The sequence below is a fragment of the Neomegalonema perideroedes DSM 15528 genome, assembly GCF_000374145.1.
Lineage (GTDB): Bacteria > Pseudomonadota > Alphaproteobacteria > Rhodobacterales > Rhodobacteraceae > Neomegalonema > Neomegalonema perideroedes.
The window spans coordinates 633,879-650,773 of sequence record NZ_KB893654.1 but is presented as its reverse complement, the minus strand read 5'-3'; the positions used below and the strand labels follow the sequence as shown (position 1 = coordinate 650,773).

Below are 16,895 nucleotides of genomic sequence, written 5' to 3'. Positions count from 1 at the left end.
ACATAAGCGCGAAATCCACGCCGAACACATCCGGAAGGATCGCGCCGCAGCCGATCCGACGGCGTCCCGCGTCCCTCCTCGCCCTCCGGCGGCCGCAAACATCGGAGGCCCCCGCGCTTTCCTCTTGAAAGGAGACGCGCGCCCCCCACATGATCAACGCAGGGCGCCGCTCACGGGCCCTGCGCTTAAAGTCGCTTGCATCAAGGGCTTTGAAAGGACTCGCTTATGACGCGCACGACCTTCGCCCTCCATCCGTTCATGCTTGGTTTCGAGCAGGTCGAGCGGCTGGTGGAGCGGGCCGCGAAAGCCGGTTCGGACGGATACCCTCCGTTCAACATCGAGCAAACCGGCCCCAGATCCTACAGAGTGACCCTTGCGGTGGCGGGGTTCTCGCGGGAGAACCTCAACATCACCATCGAGGACAACGAACTCGTCGTGCGCGGAAGGCAGGAGGAGAACGCGGAGCCCCGCATCTTCCTGCACCGAGGCATCGCCGCCCGCCAGTTCCAGCGCAACTTCGTGCTGGCCGAGGGCGTCGAGGTCGCCGGGGCGAGCCTGATGGACGGACTCTTGCATATAGACCTTGCAAAGTCCGAGCCCGAAACCGTCGTCCGCACCGTGCCCATCGCGGGCCCCGTCGCGGATGAGGAGTGACGCGGCCGCCTCTGTCGAGGGACCGCATTGGAAAGGAGAATCGCCATGGCTAAGTTCGACCGCGAGAGCGTCCTTCCCGAAGCCGATCTGGAGGAGGCGCAGGGCGCCCAGCCTCTGGCTTACGTGCGCGAGATCCGCGCCGACGAGATCGGCCGCTTCGGCGCTCTGCCTCCGGGCGTGACGCATCTTTACGCCGTGCATGACGAAAACGGCCGTCGGCTGGCGGTCTTCGACGACCGCGCCGCCGCCTTCGCCATCGCCCGGCAAAACAGCTTCGCTCCCGTCAGCGCGCATTGAGCCTCGTCCGGCGAAGCTCAGAACGGCTTCGCCTCGCGACGATCCTCCGGACCTCCGCGCCCCCGGCTTCGCCGCCGAGGGCCTGAGGCGCCCCGGAAAGCCTCTCAGAGAGCGTTTTCGCCCTGCGCGAGAACGCTCTTTTTTCGTCTGAGCCCCCCGCAGCGGGCGTCCCCCGAACGGCCCCCTCTGCGGGACGCGACTCTTTTCGTGTCTTTTTATGAGAAATCTCAGGCCGTTAGACGGGATTCTTTAAGAATTCGGCCACCATATGCAAGAGGCGGAGCCTTCCGCGGCTCCGCCCTTCGGGCGCTCCGCCCGAAAAATCCGAGCGGTTTCAGATTTGGCGCTCGGGCGTCCGCACGACCAATCCGTCCAGATCGGCGGTGATCCGAATCTGACAGGAGAGCCGCGAGGTCGGGCCGGGCTCGAAGGCGAATTCGAGCATGTCCTGCTCCAGCGGATCCATGGGCGGCAGACGCTCCGCCCAATCCTCTGCGACATGCACATGACAGGTGGAGCAGGCGCAGGCGCCGCCGCAATCGGCGTCGATTCCCGGCACGTCGTTGCGGATCGCCGCCTCCATCACGCTCAACCCCTCCGGCGCCTCGACTTCGCGGGCGGTCCCCTCATGGTCGAGGAACGTGATTTTCGGCATGGCGGACTCCTGAAGACATCTGGCGCGGCTGGCTTCGCTTTAGCCGATCGCGCCGCAAGGCGCCAGAGCCGACCCGCCCGACTCCGGCCTCAACTCCGGGCGGGGCCCGTGGAGGCCCTGAGCACCAGATCCAGCGGCAGGATCTCCTGAAGCCGCTCGATGGGCGCGCCCTCCAGACGAGCGCAGAGCAGCTCGACGGCGCGGCGCCCCGCGTCGCGGATGGAGGCGCTGGTGGCGGTCAGCGGCGGGTCGAAGAATTCGCCGCGCAGATAGGGCGTGCGGTCGTCATGGGCGATCACCGAGAAATCCCGCGGCGCCTCCAGCCCGGCCTCGCGGGCGGCGCGCATCAGCCCCAGAGCCAAGAACACGCTGGAGACCAGAAAAGCCGTCGGCCGCTCGGAAGGCGCCCGCTGAAAACAGAGCCGCCCCGCCCGATAGCCTTCTTCCTCGGTCATGTTCACATGAAAGACGAAGGGCGGCGCGATGCGCAGGCCCCGCGCCTCCAGCGCGCCCAAAGCCCCGATCCGGCGCTCCACGGCGAATTGCGCCTCGGCCTTGCCGTTGACGAGCGCGAAACGCCGGTGTCCGAGATCCGTCAGCAGACGCGCCGCGCGGGCGAAGGCGTCGCGATTGTCGATGTCGCACCAGGCGTGCGGCCCGGCGCCCTGCGTGCGGCCGTGCAGCACGAAGGGGATGTCCTGAGCCGCCAGCTCCTTGGCCCGCAGATCGCGCGTCAGAGGCGAGGAGACCACGAAGCCGTCCACGCTGCGCTCGCTGGCGGCGCGGCGATAGGCGCCGATCTCGTCGGCGCGCTGGGCGGGGATGAGGGTGATCTCCATCTGAGCCTCGGCGGCGGCCTCGCCCAGACCCGCGAGAAACTCGATGTAGAGCGGATCATGCAGCGCCGTGGCCTCGGCGGGGAAGACCAGCCCCACCGCCCCCACCCGCCCCTGAGCCAAACGCCGCGCGTTGCGGTCGGGACGATAGCCGTAGAGCCGCGCCGCCTCGGCGACGCGCTGACGCGTCGCCGCGCTGACCTCGGGGAAGCCGTTGAGCGCCCGGCTCACGGTGGTGGGCGAGAGATTCAGCCGCCGCGAGAGATCCTTCAGACTGATCCGCTCCTGACGCCAAGCCCCTTCCTCCTGCGCGGCTGCTGCGGATTCGAGATCGCTGTCGGTCATGAGAGGGGCGGACCTTCCGGGGAGGACTTCAAAGGCGCGAGGCGCGAAGCTTCATCTTGCCGAAAACCCCGGACAGGCGCAAGGGCGCGGGGAAGGCGGAGGAAGGGCGCGAAGCCGCAGGCTCAGGCGAATTGCTTAGCCAGCTTCAGCCCCTGCCCCTGATAATGCGAGCCGACGCCTCCGGCGCCGTAGAGCTTGTCCGGGCGGGCGAGCATCCGCTCATAGACCAGACGCCCCATGACCTGCCCATGCTCCAGCACGAAGGGGATCTCATGGCAACGGACCTCCAGAACGGCCCGGGCGCCCTCGCCTCCCGCCTCGGCGCAGCCGAATCCGGGATCGAAGAAGCCCGCGTAATGCACGCGGAACTCGCCCACCCCCGCCGAGAAAGGCGTCATCTCGGCGGCGCAATCGGGCGGCGTGCGCAGATTCTCCCGCGAGGCCAGAATGTAAAAGGCGCCGGGGTCCAGAATCAGACGCCCCGAAGGCTCGACCGGCAGAGGCTCCCAGAAATCGCGGGCGACGTAGCCCCCCACGCGCTCAAGGTCGATCAGCCCCGTATGGCGCCGCGCCCGCCAGCCCGCCACGCCTCCCGCCCCTTCCGGGCGGAGATCCACGCTGAAGGCCCGGCCTTGGCGCGCGTCGCCGCGGCCTTCGGGGTCGAGCGCCTGAGCCTCGGCCTCGGTCAGCCGGGATTCGCCGCGCTTGAGCCGAATCTGATTCAGCCGCGCCCCCGAGCGCGCCAGAACGCTGAAGCTGCGCGGCGAAATCTCGGCGAAGAGCGGCCCGGCGTAGCCTTCCGGCGTTTTGTCGAATTCGGCGGCGCCGTCGGCGATGAGCCGCACGAAGAGATCCAGCCTGCCGCTGGTGCTCTTGGCGTTGGCGGCGGCGGAGACGTCGGGCGGCAAAGCCAGAGATTCCGCCAATTCGCAGAGATAGACGCAGCCGCGCTCGAAGACCGCGCCCTCGCTGAGATCCATTTCATGCATGGCGAAATCGGTCAGGCGCTCGGCGACCTGCGCGGCTCCGGCGGCTCCGGCGCCCGGCAGGAAGCTCGCGCGCAGACGCCAGGCGCGCCGCCCTAAGCGCAGATCAAGGCTGGCGGGCTGAATCTGCGGCTCGGAGATGGGGAGAATCGCCCGGATCGCGCCCTCGGAGATCAGGCGCCGCAAATCTTGTGAGGGCAGAACCCCCGTCCGGTCGCCGTTCATCGCCGTTTCCCTTCTTCGCCGCCGCAATCCGCGCGGAGCCTTCGTCCGGCCTGCGCCGGAAACCCGCTCGTCATATGAAGGGGCGGCCTGAAAACGCAGACGCCGCCAGCCGAGGTCTCGGCGGGCGGCGTCTCGTATGTCGGTGGTCGGGCCGGCGAGATTCGAACTCACGACCTCTTGCGCCCCATGCAAGCGCGCTACCAGGCTGCGCCACGGCCCGACACGGGGCGGGTTATAGCCGCCTCTTCGCAGGAGCGCAAATGCGAAAATGCGTTTTCTGAAAGGAATTTCGGGTTTTTTCGCCGCAGGCGCTCAGGCGGTCGCTCAGTTCAGGCCTTATAACCCGCAAACGCGAGGATTCCCGCCGTCACAAAGGAGTTGAGAGAGGCCTCGGCGGTGCGGAAGCCCGCTCCCAGAGAGCCGGAGCCCTCGCTCAAGATGACGCTTAGAATCGCGCCAAGCATGCATGAGGGCGTTTCTCAGCGCGGCCGATGCGCCCCGAAAACATTGAAAGCCGCCGATCCGCAAGATCGACGGCCCTCTGATGAGAAAGCGAACAACGGACGACCCTGAAAAGACCGCCCCCATCCGCGATTCCTGCGCGCGAATGGGACGCTTGATCTTCAGAACTCTTTGCGCGCCTCAAGGCGGGCGAGCAATTCGCGGGCTTCTTCGGCGGCTTTCAAAGCCGCCTCCAGCCGCGCGCGCAGCTCCGCCGAGACCCGCGCCAATTCGCGCGCCTCCGGCGTGGCGGAGGGATCGGGCCGAAAAGCCGAAGCAGGCGCCGGATCCGGCGCAGGCCCCTGCGGGACCGCTCCGCCGAAGGAGGCGGAGTCCAGATCGAAATCATCCTCGAAGAGCGCCGCGTTGTCGGCGGCTTCAGCTCCCCCGGCCTCGGAGCCCGGCTCCAGATCAAAGCCTTCGGCCGCATGAGGCTCCGCCATGCGCACCCGGGCGCGGCGTCCCTCGGGCTCGGCTCCGAGCGCCGCCACCGCCGCGACGCCCTGCTCGTTCAGCAGTTTTTGCGCGCCCTTGATGGAATAGCGCTCCACATGGAGCATCCGCCGCACGCCCTTCAGCAGGGCCACGTCGTCGGGACGATAATAGCGTCGTCCGCCGCCGCGCTTCACCGGCTTGATCTGAGGAAACTTCGTCTCCCAGAAGCGCAGCACATGCGCGGCCACGCCCAACTCCTCGGCGACTTCGCCGATGGTGCGGAAGGCGAGGTCCGATTTGGCCGGCGTTTCGACCCGCCGGACGCCGGCTTCACGCCGCTCCGTTGAGGCCTTCATTCATCCGGTCCTTGAGCACATGAGAGGGGCGGAAGGCGAGAACCCGGCGCGGATCGATGGGCGCTTCTTCGCCGGTCTTAGGATTGCGTCCGACCCGGCCCCGCTTCTCGCGCACTTCGAAGGTTCCGAAGGAGGAGATCTTGACTTTCTCGCCGCGCGCCAGCGCCTCGGCGATCTGCTCGAGGATCGCCTCGACGAGATCCGCGGATTCCGCGCGGGACAATCCCAACTCCCGATAGACCGCCTCGCTGAGGTCGGCCCGCGTCACGGTTCGCGAAGCCATGGCTTCCGTTCTCCCTCCTTAGTCCCTCTGAGGGCGTAGATTTGACCGCCCTCCGGGCAAAGTCAATCTCAAAGGCTTGGAGAATCATGAAAATCCTGCTTAAGCGCTCACCAGCGCAGCAAGGCGGCGCCCCAGGAGAGCCCGCCCCCCATGGCCTCCAGCAACAGGAGGTCGCCTTTGCGGATCTTGCCGCTTCTCACGCCCCAGTCAAGAGCGAGCGGCACCGAGGCGGCCGAAGTGTTGCCATGCTCGGCCACGGTGAGAATCACTTTATCCATGCTCGCGCCGATGCGGCGGGCGGTGCTGTCGATGATGCGCGAATTCGCCTGATGCGGGACGATCCAATCCACGTCCTCGCCCTTCAGGCCATGGCGCGCGAGCAGATCCTCGCCCACCGAAGACAGCTTCTCGACGGCGTGGCGGAAGACCTCGCGGCCCTTCATGCGCAGATGGCCGGTGGTCTGGGTGCTGGAGACTCCGCCGTCCACGTAGAGAATATCATAGAAATTTCCGTCCGAGCGCAGCAGCGTGCCGAAGATTCCCGGCTCGCCCGAGGCGGCCGTGGGCGCGCCGACGGCCTCGCGGCCCTCCAGCACCACGGCGCCCGCGCCGTCGCCGAAGAGCACGCAGGTCTCGCGCTCGGTCCAGTCCAGAATGCGGGAATAGGTCTCGGCGCCGATCACGAGGGCGCGCTTCGCCTGTCCGCGCGCGAGGAAGGCGTCCGCCACGGAGAGGGCGTAGAGGAAGCCCGAGCAGACCGACTGCACGTCGAAGGCGAAGCCCTTGGTCTTCAGAGCGGCCTGCACCCGCGTGGCGGTGGCGGGAAAGGTGTTGTCCGGGGTGGTGGTGGCCAGCACGATCAGATCGATGTCGGGGCCGGTCAGGCCCGAGGCCTCAAGCGCCCGCTCCGCCGCCTTGATCGCCAGATGCGAGGTGAATTCCCCCTCGGCGGCGATATGGCGCTTGCGGATGCCCGTGCGCTCGCGGATCCAGTCGTCGGTGGTGTCGACGATCTTGGACAATTCCTCGTTCGTGAGGATTTTCTCAGGCAGATAAGAGCCGCTCCCCAGCGCGACCACGCGACGCTCGGTCATGAGGAGCCTCCTTCTTCTCGGCGCGGGGGGATGATGAGGCCGGCCGGCGGCGCGCCGACGGCGGCCGGGGGCGACGAAGCCTTGCGCACGCCCGCCGCGATGCGCGAGCCCACGTCCTCGCGCGCCAGATCCGCCGCCAGAGCCACCGCGGCGGCGTAGGCGGTGGCGTCGGCGCCGCCGTGGCTTTTGATCACCAGACCGTTCAGCCCGAGGAACACGCCGCCGTTGGCCTGACGCGGGTCGATGCGCTTTTTGAAGCGCCGCAGCGAAGGATAGGCGAAAAAAGCGCCGAGACGGCTCAGCCAAGTATGGGCGAAGGCGGATTTCAGCGACTCGCCGACGAATTTCGCCGCGCCCTCGGCGCTTTTCAGCGCCGTATTGCCGGTGAATCCGTCGGTGACCACCACGTCCACCTCGCCGGAGAAGATGTCGTTGGCCTCGACGAAGCCGACGTATTCGAAAGCGAGGCTGGGATCTTCGGAGAGGCGGCGCAGCTCGGCGCCCGCCTCTTTGATCTCGGGGAGGCCCTTGGTCTCCTCCACGCCGACGTTGAGCAGCCCCACGCGCGGCCTCGGCGCCTGAAAGCGCACGCGGGCGTATTCGGCGCCCATCAGCGCGTAAAGCACGAGATCTTCGGCGTCGGCGCGCACGTCGGCGCCCATGTCGAGCGCCAGAGAATAGCCGGAGGCGTTGCGCGAGGGCCAAAGCGCCCCGATCGCCGGACGCTTCACGCCCGGCGCGGCCCTCAGGCAGAACAAGGCCATGGCCATGAGCGCGCCGGTGTTGCCCGCCGAAACGGCGGCGGAGGCCTCTCCGTCGCGGACGGCCTCAAGGGCCTTCCACATGCTGGTGGAGCGGCCCCGGCGCAGGACTTGGGAGGGTTTGGCGTCCATGGCCACCACGTCGGGGGCCGGACGCAGCTCGACGCTCGCGGCGAGCGGCGCGCCCTTTTTGAGCAGCGGCGCCAGCCGGGCCTCGTCGCCATGCAGGATGAAGCGCAGATCAGGCCGCTCGCGCAGCGCCTTCGCCAACCCGCCCAGAACGCTGGCGGGCGCGCGGTCGCCGCCCATCGCGTCTATCGAAAGGACGACGCCGCTCATGAGGCAGAGGACTCCCTATGGTTTCGGCCCGAATCCGCCCCGACGTCCGTCAAGCGCGGCGCTGGGGCCGTCGGAGCCTCCCTTGCCCGGCCCGCGCTTTTCACGGCGCGGCCCAAGCCTCACGCGGCCGATCCGAACGCGGCCTGAAATCTTGCGCGGTCCGAAATCTTACGCGGCTTCGTCGTCGATCTCTTCGACGGCGGCCTTAGGCGCCACGACTTCGCGGTCGCCGTAATGGCCGCAGGAGGCGCAGACATGATGCGGACGGCGCGGCTCGCCGCAATTGGCGCATTCGGCGTAGGAGGCGGCCGTCAGGAAGTCGTGCGCGCGACGCATGCCGCGCTTCGCCGGGGAGGTCTTCTTTCTCGGAACGGCCATTTCTGGACCCTCTTGCGCATCAGCGCCGAAAGCGCGCGCCCTCAGCAGGCCCGCCGCGCCGGTCAGCGCATGTTAGGATGAATTTCGCCCGCCTCGCGGAGGAGACGGGCGTTCGGGCGGGACAATAGCGGAAAGACCGCCGTCCGCAAGGGTTTTTTCGCCCCCTCGGCGATCCCGGAGCTTCTCCGTCCCTGAGAGGCTTCAGGGCTTGTCCGGCCCCTCGCCGCCCTCTTTCAGGGCCTTGAGCCGCGCGAAAGGATGGATCGTGGCTTCGGTCAGAGGCTCGGCGCCCGGCGGGGCGGCGGTGAAGACGGCGCCCTCCTCCTCCCGCCCCTCCTCCCGAAGGCCCGGCGCGCGCGGATAGGGGTCCAGCGCGAGGCCGAAGACCTCGGCGGCGACCTCGCCGAGGTCGATCTCCTCGCCGAGAAGCTCCGGCGGGTCGTCGAGCTCGGGGTCCATATAGACCTCGGTCTCGGAATCGGGCTTGGCCTTCGACTCGGGCAGAGCCCGCGCAGGCAGCCAGCCGCGCGCGAAGGATTCCTCGATGGTCTCCGGCGCGGGCTCCAGCGTGACGACGCAGGCCTGCGCCGCCTGAGCCCGCACCACGCCCTTCGCCCGCCATCCGCCGTCGCGCCAAGGGCGCAGCTCGGCCTCATAGCTCAGCGAATCCAGAGCGAGGATGTCGAAGCGCCGCGCCAGAGCCGCCCGCTCGGCCTCGGTCGCCTCGCCTTTCAGCAGGCGCGGCGCGCGGTCGGCCTCCGCCACGCGGATCGGGCGGCTGAATTCGGGGGCGGCGGAGGGAGGGGCCGCGGAGGAAGGTTCGGATCGGCGAGCCATGGCGCTCTCCTCCAATAGAGGTGGATCGGGCGAAAGGGTGGATCGGGCCGGAACATGGCCCGCGCTTGAAACTTTAGCAAGGACGCGCTACCCAAACTGCAGGCCGCCAACTCGCACGAAGCCCGCAGGGGGCTTACGCCGTCCGGACGATCTCCCGAGGATCTCCCCTTGGAGGATCTCCCGGAGATCCGGCGCGCTTCCTCCCTGCGCATTCGGCCCTTCGCCCTGACGGGCCATGGAGACGCCTCGATGACCGCATCCGCTCCCTCCCGCCCCGCCGCCGGAGCCCCGCAAGCCCGTTTCCGCCGCGGCGCGGGCGCCGCGCAAGCTTCATTCCGGCGCGGCGCGGGCGCCGCGCTTCTGGCCTGCGCCCTGATCGCGGGGCTGGCCGCCTGCGAGCCCGTCCGCCGCAGCCACGGCTACGCGCCCCGCCCTGATCAGGTGTCGCGCGTGGTGGTCGGCTCCGACACGCAGGCGCAGGTGGTCGAGAAGCTCGGCCGTCCGCCCATCGTCGGCGCCTTCGACGAAAACGTCTGGGTCTACGTCTTCCGCCAGACCGAGCGCACCGTCTTCTGGAACGAGCGCGTGCTCCAGCAACAGGCCGTGGTGGTCGAATTCGACGCCGCCGGAACCGTGCGGGGCGTGAATCATTACGGCCTCGAGGACGGCGTGGTGGTCGATCTCGTGACCCGCACCACGCCCACGCGCGGCAAGCGCCTCAACTTCCTCCAGCAGCTCTTCGGCAACATCGGCCGCTTCGAGGCGGGCGGATCGAACACGGGCGTGCTGCGCACGCCGGGCCGCAGCGGCTTCTAAAGGCCGGAGCCTCGCCGCCGCCCGAAAACGGGGCGGCGGCTTCGCGCCTCGCGCCTCAAAGGGTCTTTCGGTCGAGGCTTACGCCTCAAAGGGTCTTTCGGTCGAGGCTTACGCCTCTCCGGGGGCCTTCAGCTCCATGGAGAAGGCGTGCAGCCCCTCGGCGAACTCCGCCGCGAGGGCCGCGTTCACCAGCCGCTGACGCTGCACCCGCGAAAGACCCGCGAAGCGCGCCGAAACCACCCGCGCCAGATAATGAGTCTCGCCCCCCGGGCGAGATCCGGCGTGGCCGATGTGGCGGTGGCTGTCGTCCTGCACGTCGAGGCTCTCCGGCGCGAGGGCCTCCTCAAGCGCGGCGCGGATGCGGTCGAGGCGGGTCATGTCGGCTCCTTATTTTTCGCCTCGGGCTTTACGAAACGGCGTCCGAGGATCATGTATGGTGGCTCTTGAAGAACAGGAGCCGCGGCGCGCCGAACTTGGGCGCGGGCGGAAACTCTTGTCAAGCGGAGGGAGGAGAGGCGAGTGCGCCGGTCGCCGTTCGATTTCGACATCAGCGTCGCCGCAGACAAGAGGCGCCGGGAAGCGGCCTCCAATCGTCGGCGCCTGCTGGACGGCGGAATCTCCGCCGCCCTGGCGCAGCGCTGCGCCTGGCCGGGCTGCGCCGAGAAAGGCCGCTATCGGGCGCCCATCGCGCCGCAGGCCGAGGATTTCCATTGGTTCTGCCTCGAACATGTCCGGCGCTACAACGCCTCATGGGATTATTATAAAGGCCGCTCGCCCGAGGAGATCGAGGCCGCTCAGCGCGCCGCCGCCTTCTGGGACCGCCCCACATGGCGCACCACCGAAGATCCCAAGCGCTACGCCAATCATTACGGCCACGCCGACGGCGAGGCTTGGCGGCGCATGGGCTTCCGCGATCCGCTGGAGGCGCTCGGCAAAAAGGCGACGAAATCGCCGGGCGCGGGCGCCAAGGCCGCGACGCGGCGCAACGCCCTGCCCTCGACGGAGATCCGCGCCTTGCGCGTGCTGAATCTGCGGCCCGAGGTCTCGCGGCCGGAGATCCGGGCCCGCTATAAGGAGCTGGTCAAATCGCTGCATCCCGACCTCAACGGCGGCGACCGCGGCGAAGAGGCCAAATTGCGCGAAGTCCTCTGGGCTTGGGACCAATTGCGCAAGAGCCCGCATTTCCCCGACCTTCCGCCCGAATCCCGGCCGGAATCTCAGCCCCAATCCCGGCCCCAGTCCCGGCCCGCCTCTCCCAGCGAAGCCCGGGGCGAGCCTCAGAACGGCGCCAAGCCCGAATCCCGCGCCGCCGCCAGAGGCTGAAGATCCGCTCCTGAGCTTTCGTTTGCTGCGGCGCAACGCCGCCTTGGCCCTGCGCGCCTCGTTCTCTATCGTGATTTCAGAAACTTCTGAAATTTCAGATGAGACGTTTTTCAGGCGAGCCGACTCCCATGAATCTGCCTCCTCTCGTGCAATCCTTCGTGCTGCATTTCGGCGAAATGGGCGGCCGCTGGGGCGTCAACCGCACGGTGGGGCAGATCTACGCCCTGCTTTACGTCTCGCCGGAGCCGCTTTGCGCCGAGGAGATCGCCGAGGGCCTCGGGATCTCGCGCTCCAACGTCTCGATGAGCCTGCGCGAGCTTCAGGCGTGGAATCTCGTGCTGCTGCGGCATATCCCCGACGACCGGCGCGATTACTACACCACCCCGGACGACGTCTGGCTGATTCTGCGCGTCCTCGCGGAGGAGCGCAAAAAGCGCGAGATCGATCCGACGCTCTCGGTGCTGCGCGAATTGCTGCTCCAGACCCCCCGCGACGACGCCGACCGCCATGCTCAGGCGCGGCTCGCCGAGATGCACGACATGATCGAAAGCCTCACCAGCTGGTATGACGACGTCAAAAAGCTGGAGACGGAGAGGCTCGTGGCGCTTTTGTCGCTCGGGGCCAAGGTCACGCGCTTTCTGGAGGTCAAGGACCGCATCACGCGCTTCGGACGCCCGCGCAAGGAGCCGCTGCAAGACGTCTCCAAGGCTGAAGCCAAAACCGAAGAAGGCGGAGGCTGAGATGCGCGCCCGCCGCTCCCCCGGTTCCCGCTTCGATCTCCGCGATCCGCTGACCCGCGCCTCGCTGCTGCTGAGTCTCGCGGCCCTGCTCTGGATTCCTCAGGCGGGAGCTTTGGCTTGGGGAATCGGGCGGATCGCGGCGGGCGAAGGCGTTGCGGCGGTTTGGGCTCCGGCGGGAGCGGCCCTGCTCTTCGGAGCGCTCAAGGCGCTGCTGGAGGATCTCGGGGCGGGGATGGCCCATGGCGCCGCGCGGGCCGAGGCGCGGGATCTGCGTGAAAAGGCGGTCGCGGCTCTGGGGCGGCGCTCGCCCTTAGATAAAACGCAGGCCTCCTCCGGGCTGGCCGCGAGCCTGCTCGCCGAGCAAGCCGAGGCGCTGATTCCCTATCTCTCGCGCTGGCGGCCCGCGCGGTTCAAATCCATGATCCTGCCTCTGGCGATCTTCGCCTGCGTGCTCTGGTTCTCATGGGCGGCGGCTTTGGCTCTGGCCATGGCGGCGCCGCTGATTCCGGTCTTCATGGCTTTGGTCGGCTGGCGGGCTCAGGCGGTCAGCGAGGCCCATATGGCGCGCTTGGGCGAGATGAACGGCTATCTGCTGGATCGTCTGCGGGGCTTGGCGACCATCCGCGACCTCGGCGCCGTCGAGAGCGTGACTTCCCGCGTGCGGGCCGAAGCCCAAGACCTCAAGACCCGCGCCATGGCGGTTCTGCGGATCGCCTTTCTTTCCTCGGCGGTGCTGGAGTTCTTTTCGGCGCTGGGGGTGGCTCTGGCGGCGGTCTATGTCGGATTCCATCTGCTCGGCGAATTCTCATGGGGCGTCTGGGGCGAGAAGCTGACCCTCGCGGAGGGGCTTTTCGTGCTGATGCTCGCCCCGGCCTTCTTCGAGCCTCTGCGCGAGATCTCGGCGGTCTGGCATGACCGCGCCGCCGGGGAAGCCGCCCGCAAGGCCCTTTCGCGCCTTGACGATTCCGGCCCGCGGATCTCGCCGATTCCCTTCGCGCCCGCTTTGCTGCGGGCGCCGGGCTTGCGGATCGAGGCTCTGGATTTCGCGCCGGCCTTCGCGGGCTATGGGCTGGAGGCCGCGCCGGGCGAGCGAATCGCGCTGATGGGGCCGAGCGGCTCGGGGAAATCGACGCTGCTGGCGCTGATCGGCGGTCTGGCCGAGCCTCAGGCGGGGGTTCTGGAGTTTCCCGGCGCGCCCAAGGGCCTGCGTCCGCAAATCGCCTGGTTCGGCCAGACGCCCCATATTTTCGCCGGGAGCCTCGCGGCCAATGTCGCGCTCGGGCGGGAGCTGAATCCGGAGGCTCTGCGCGAGGCCCTGAGCTTCGCCCGTCTGGAGCGCGCGGCGGCTCTGCATGGGGCGGCGCCGCTCGGCGAAGGCGGGTTAGGGCTCTCCGGCGGCGAGGCCCATCGTCTGGCTCTGGCGCGGCTGAAGGCGCGGCCCGAGGCGCGGCTGATCCTCGCCGACGAACCGACCGCGCATCTCGATTCCGAGACCGCCGCCGAGATCCTCGAAGGTCTGCTCAAGCTCGCCGAGGGGCGGACGCTGCTCATCGCCACCCATGATCCCGCCGTGGCGCGGCGCATGGACCGCGTGATCCGGCTGGAGCCTCCCGCCGCCGATAAGGAGGCCGCCGCATGAGCCGCCCCGCTTCGCTCGCTTCTCTGCGCCCCGTGCTGAGGCTCTTTCGCGAGCAGGCCGGAGGCACGCTGCGGATCGGCGCTCTGCTGGCCGCTCTGACGGCGCTCTTCGGGCTGGGGCTTCTGGCGTTGTCGGGCTGGTTCGTCGCCGCGACGGCCATCGCCGGATTGAGCCTCGCGACGGCTTGGGCCTTCGACGTCTTCGCGCCCGGAGGCGGCATAAGGCTGCTGACCTTCCTGCGGGCGGCCTCGCGCTATGGCGAGCGGCTCACCTTGCATGACGCGACTCTCGGCGTCCTCGCGGATCTGCGGGGGCGAGTCTTCCGCAGCCACGCCGCCCCTGCGGCGGCGGGAGCGCTGATGAAGCGGCCTTCGGGCGCCTTGTTTCAGATCGGCGCCGACGTCGAGGCTCTGGAGGGGCTGCACGCCCGGGTGATCGCGCCCGGCGTGGCGGCTCTGGCGGCGGCGGTCCTGCTGGGGGTCATGCTGGCCTTCCTCGACTGGCGGCTCGGACTGGCGGCGGCTGGGCTTCTCGCGGGAGTCGGATTCGCTCTGACGCTCCGCAGCGCCCGCGCCGCCGAGCCTTGGGGGCGGCGCAAGGCGGCGGCTCAGGGGGCTTTGCGGGCGCGCATCGCGGATCTCTCCAAAGGCCGCGCCGATCTGCTCATGGCCGGGCGGCTGGAGGCTCAGGAGGACTCGATCCTCGCGGCGCAGGATCGGCTCTCGGCGGCGGACGGCGAGCTCAACCGCATTGAGCGCCGCATGGGCCTCGGGCTGGGGCTGCTGACGGCGCTCATGCTCGCGGGCCTGCTGCTCGCGACGGCGGCCCTCGCCGAGCGCGGGACCATCGGCGCGCCGGGGGCGGCTTTGGCTCTCTTGGCGGCGATCGGCGCCGTGGAGCCCTTCGGACTCCTGAGGCGCGGCGCGGCGGAGCTGGGCCGCATGGCGGGCGCCGCGCGGCGCATCGGGCCGCGTCTGGCCGAGCCCGCGCCGGAGGCTCACGCCAAGGCTCCGCCCGAGGGAATCGCCCTGCGGCTGACGGGCGCTTCGGCGCGGCCGCCGGGGGCGACGCGCCCGACGCTCAAGCCTCTGGATCTGACCATTCGCCAAGGCGAGCGCGTGGCGCTGATCGGGGCGAGCGGCGCGGGGAAATCCACGCTCTTGTCGCTGATGGCGGGCGAGCTTGCGCCGGAGACAGGCGAAGTCGAGCGGCTTGCGGCGGCGCGGCTGACCCAAAGGGCGGATCTCTTTCAAGAGACCCTCCGCGAGGCTCTGCGGCTCGGAGCGCCTGAAGCCTCCGAGGCGGAGATGCGCGCGGCTCTGGAGGCGGCGGGGCTCGGCGAGCTTCTGGCGGCTCTGCCCGATGGGCTGGAGACGCGCCTTGGCGAAGGCGGGCTCGGGCTTTCGGGCGGACAGGCGCGGCGTCTGGCTCTGGCGCGGCTGCTGCTGCGCGAGGCCCCGCTCTGGCTGCTCGACGAGCCCACCGAGGCTTTGGACGGCCCCATGGGCCGGGAGATTCTGACGCGCCTTTCGGCGCGTCTGGCGGGGCGCGCGCTGGTCGTCGCCACGCATCTGCGCCGGGAGGCCGAAATGGCGGACCGGCTCATCGTGATGTCGGCGGGCGCGCCGGTCGCGGATCTGCGTCGGGGCGAGGCCGCTTTCGCGGCGGCGCTCTCGGGGCTGCGCGGCGACTGAAGCGTCCGCCGAACTTAAGACCCGGAGCGTCGCGCGACCTTGGTCGGGCGAGGCTCCGAAAGAGGCTCCTCAGGGACAGGAGGCGGCTCAATGGAGCTGGACGTAGTGGCGCTCTCGCGCCTGCAATTCGCCGCGACGGCGTTGTATCATTTTCTTTTCGTGCCTTTGACTCTCGGCTTGTCGATCCTGCTGGCGGTCATGGAGACCGTCTATGTGATGACCGGCCGCGACGTCTGGCGACGCATGGTGGTCTTTTGGGGCACGCTCTTCGGCATCAACTTCGCCATGGGCGTGGCCACCGGAATCGTGATGGAGTTCCAGTTCGGCATGAACTGGAGCTATTACAGCCATTACGTCGGCGACATCTTCGGCGCGCCTCTGGCGCTTGAAGGGCTCATGGCCTTCTTCCTCGAAGCCACCTTCGTCGGGCTGTTCTTCTTCGGATGGGACAAGCTTTCGCGGGTGGGGCATCTCGCCGTGACCTGGCTGATGGCCATCGGCACGAATTTCTCGGCGCTCTGGATTCTGATCGCCAACGGCTGGATGCAGTTCCCCGTCGGCTCGGAGTTCAACCCCGAGACCATGCGCATGGAGATGGTCGATTTCTTCGCCGTCCTCATGAATCCCGTGGCTCAGGCGAAATTCGTCCATACGGTTTCGGCGGGCTACGTCACGGCTTCGGTCTTCGTGCTGGGCGTCTCGGCCTGGTATCTGCTCAAGGGGCGCTCGCCCGCCCTCGCCAAGCGCTCCATGACCATCGCGGCGAGCTTCGGCCTTTGCTCGGCGCTCTCCGTGGTCGTTCTGGGCGATGAAAGCGGCTATCTCTCGGGCGAGCATCAGAAGATGAAGCTCGCGGCCATCGAAGCCATGTGGGAGACCGAACCGGCGCCCGCGGCCTTCACGCTGGTCGGCTTCCCCGATCCCGAAGCCCGGGAGACCCATTACGCGATCCACATCCCCTATGTGATGGGCCTCATCGGCACGCGTTCGCTGACCACCGAGATCCCCGGCATCGCGGATCTGGTCCAGAACGCGGAGGGCCATATCCGCAAGGGCGCCCTCGCCTATGGCGCGCTTCAGGAGATCCGCGCGGCGGGCTCCAGCGCGGCGATTCCGCCCGCCGCCCGCGAAGCCTTCGAGGAGAACGGCCCTTGGCTGGGCTACGGCCTGCTGCTCAAGCGCTATGTGGACGATCCGACTCAGGCGACCCCCGAGCAGATCACGAAAGCCGCCTGGGACACCGTGCCCCATGTGCCGACGCTCTTTTGGGCCTTCCGCATCATGGTGGGGATCGGGCTGTTCCTGATCCTGCTGACGGGCGGGTTCTTCTGGCTCTCGGCGCGGCGCCGGCTGGAGAAACGGCGCTGGCCGCTTCAGCTCGCGGTTCTGGCGATTCCTCTGCCCTGGATCGCGGTGGAGATGGGTTGGATCGTCGCCGAGGTGGGGCGTCAGCCCTGGATCATCGAGGGCGTGCTGCCGACGGCGGTGGCGGTCTCCAATCTGGGCGCGGCCACGGTGCTGACCACCCTGCTCGGCTTCACGCTGATCTACACCGTGCTCTTCCTCGTCGAGATCAAGCTGATGCTCAAGGCCATCCGCAAAGGCCCGCAGCATCCGCTCGACGGCGGACCCGGGCATGGCCCCGAACCTCTCCGCGACGCCGCTCCGGGCGCCGCTCCCGCTTTCACCCCTGCGGAGTGA

The 16,895-nt window shown here is 68.8% G+C and carries 18 protein-coding genes and 1 tRNA gene; 8 read left to right on the top strand and 11 right to left on the bottom strand.

What is annotated here, in order from left to right:
* The first annotated feature begins 225 nt into the window (after nt 1-225).
* The gene (locus B161_RS0110245; RefSeq protein ID WP_018633306.1) at nt 226-654 is read left to right on the top strand and encodes an Hsp20 family protein; all 429 of its coding nucleotides are present in this window, start codon (nt 226-228) and stop codon (nt 652-654) included.
* 45 nt (nt 655-699) lie between these two features.
* Nucleotides 700-951, top strand: coding sequence for a DUF1150 family protein (locus B161_RS0110240; RefSeq protein ID WP_018633305.1), 252 nt, complete (start codon nt 700-702; stop codon nt 949-951).
* A 334-nt stretch (nt 952-1,285) separates the two neighbouring features.
* Here the strand turns inward: B161_RS0110240 and B161_RS0110235 are convergent, their stop codons facing one another.
* The 10 genes from B161_RS0110235 to B161_RS17775 all read right to left on the bottom strand — a co-directional run bounded on the left by B161_RS0110235 (nt 1,286) and on the right by B161_RS17775 (nt 8,982).
* Nucleotides 1,286-1,606 carry a 2Fe-2S iron-sulfur cluster-binding protein gene (locus tag B161_RS0110235; RefSeq protein ID WP_018633304.1) on the bottom strand — a complete coding sequence of 107 codons (321 nt, stop codon included), beginning with the start codon at nt 1,604-1,606 and terminating at the stop codon, nt 1,286-1,288.
* Between the two features lie 89 nt (nt 1,607-1,695).
* Nucleotides 1,696-2,787: a LacI family DNA-binding transcriptional regulator gene (locus B161_RS0110230; protein ID WP_018633303.1), complete on the bottom strand. Its 1,092-nt coding sequence runs from the start codon at nt 2,785-2,787 to the stop codon at nt 1,696-1,698.
* A 122-nt stretch (nt 2,788-2,909) separates the two neighbouring features.
* Nucleotides 2,910-3,998 (bottom strand): 2'-deoxycytidine 5'-triphosphate deaminase, encoded by a 1,089-nt coding sequence (locus B161_RS0110225; protein ID WP_018633302.1) that lies wholly within the window; start codon nt 3,996-3,998, stop codon nt 2,910-2,912.
* A 143-nt stretch (nt 3,999-4,141) separates the two neighbouring features.
* Nucleotides 4,142-4,218, bottom strand: a tRNA-Pro gene (locus B161_RS0110220).
* 403 nt (nt 4,219-4,621) lie between these two features.
* Nucleotides 4,622-5,290 (bottom strand): MerR family transcriptional regulator, encoded by a 669-nt coding sequence (locus B161_RS19225; RefSeq protein ID WP_018633300.1) that lies wholly within the window; start codon nt 5,288-5,290, stop codon nt 4,622-4,624.
* On the bottom strand, nt 5,265-5,573 hold the full coding sequence (gene ihfA, locus B161_RS0110205; protein ID WP_018633299.1) for an integration host factor subunit alpha: 309 nt from the start codon (nt 5,571-5,573) through the stop codon (nt 5,265-5,267). The genes B161_RS19225 and ihfA overlap by 26 nt, the downstream gene beginning before the upstream one ends.
* Nucleotides 5,574-5,680: 107 nt before the next feature.
* Nucleotides 5,681-6,667 carry a beta-ketoacyl-ACP synthase III gene (locus B161_RS0110200; protein ID WP_018633298.1) on the bottom strand — a complete coding sequence of 329 codons (987 nt, stop codon included), beginning with the start codon at nt 6,665-6,667 and terminating at the stop codon, nt 5,681-5,683.
* Nucleotides 6,664-7,767, bottom strand: coding sequence for a phosphate acyltransferase PlsX (plsX, locus tag B161_RS17780; RefSeq protein ID WP_018633297.1), 1,104 nt, complete (start codon nt 7,765-7,767; stop codon nt 6,664-6,666). The genes B161_RS0110200 and plsX overlap by 4 nt, the downstream gene beginning before the upstream one ends.
* Nucleotides 7,768-7,935: 168 nt before the next feature.
* On the bottom strand, nt 7,936-8,145 hold the full coding sequence (gene rpmF / locus B161_RS0110190; protein ID WP_018633296.1) for a 50S ribosomal protein L32: 210 nt from the start codon (nt 8,143-8,145) through the stop codon (nt 7,936-7,938).
* A 201-nt stretch (nt 8,146-8,346) separates the two neighbouring features.
* Nucleotides 8,347-8,982, bottom strand: coding sequence for a YceD family protein (locus B161_RS17775; RefSeq protein ID WP_018633295.1), 636 nt, complete (start codon nt 8,980-8,982; stop codon nt 8,347-8,349).
* Nucleotides 8,983-9,231: 249 nt separating this feature from the next.
* Between B161_RS17775 and B161_RS18915 the strand changes: the two genes are divergently transcribed.
* Complete coding sequence (locus B161_RS18915) at nt 9,232-9,798, top strand: outer membrane protein assembly factor BamE (protein ID WP_157755604.1); 567 nt, start codon at nt 9,232-9,234, stop codon at nt 9,796-9,798.
* A gap of 108 nt (nt 9,799-9,906) precedes the next feature.
* Here B161_RS18915 and B161_RS0110175 read toward each other — a convergent pair whose 3' ends face one another.
* The gene (locus B161_RS0110175; RefSeq protein ID WP_018633293.1) at nt 9,907-10,176 is read right to left on the bottom strand and encodes a BolA family protein; all 270 of its coding nucleotides are present in this window, start codon (nt 10,174-10,176) and stop codon (nt 9,907-9,909) included.
* 141 nt (nt 10,177-10,317) lie between these two features.
* On the opposite strand from B161_RS0110175, the gene B161_RS17760 reads away from it, so the two are divergent.
* The 5 genes from B161_RS17760 (at nt 10,318) to B161_RS0110150 (ending at nt 16,895) form a co-directional block, all read left to right on the top strand.
* Nucleotides 10,318-11,121, top strand: a complete 804-nt coding sequence (locus tag B161_RS17760) for a J domain-containing protein (RefSeq protein ID WP_018633292.1) — start codon at nt 10,318-10,320, stop codon at nt 11,119-11,121.
* 128 nt (nt 11,122-11,249) lie between these two features.
* Nucleotides 11,250-11,861, top strand: a complete 612-nt coding sequence (locus tag B161_RS0110165; RefSeq protein WP_018633291.1) for a GbsR/MarR family transcriptional regulator — start codon at nt 11,250-11,252, stop codon at nt 11,859-11,861.
* A gap of 1 nt (nt 11,862) precedes the next feature.
* A complete protein-coding gene (cydD, locus tag B161_RS0110160; RefSeq protein WP_018633290.1) occupies nt 11,863-13,500 on the top strand; it encodes a thiol reductant ABC exporter subunit CydD in 1,638 nt (545 codons plus the stop codon).
* Nucleotides 13,497-15,194, top strand: coding sequence for an amino acid ABC transporter ATP-binding/permease protein (locus B161_RS0110155; RefSeq protein WP_018633289.1), 1,698 nt, complete (start codon nt 13,497-13,499; stop codon nt 15,192-15,194). The genes cydD and B161_RS0110155 overlap by 4 nt, the downstream gene beginning before the upstream one ends.
* A 90-nt stretch (nt 15,195-15,284) precedes the next feature.
* On the top strand, nt 15,285-16,895 hold the full coding sequence (locus tag B161_RS0110150) for a cytochrome ubiquinol oxidase subunit I (protein WP_018633288.1): 1,611 nt from the start codon (nt 15,285-15,287) through the stop codon (nt 16,893-16,895).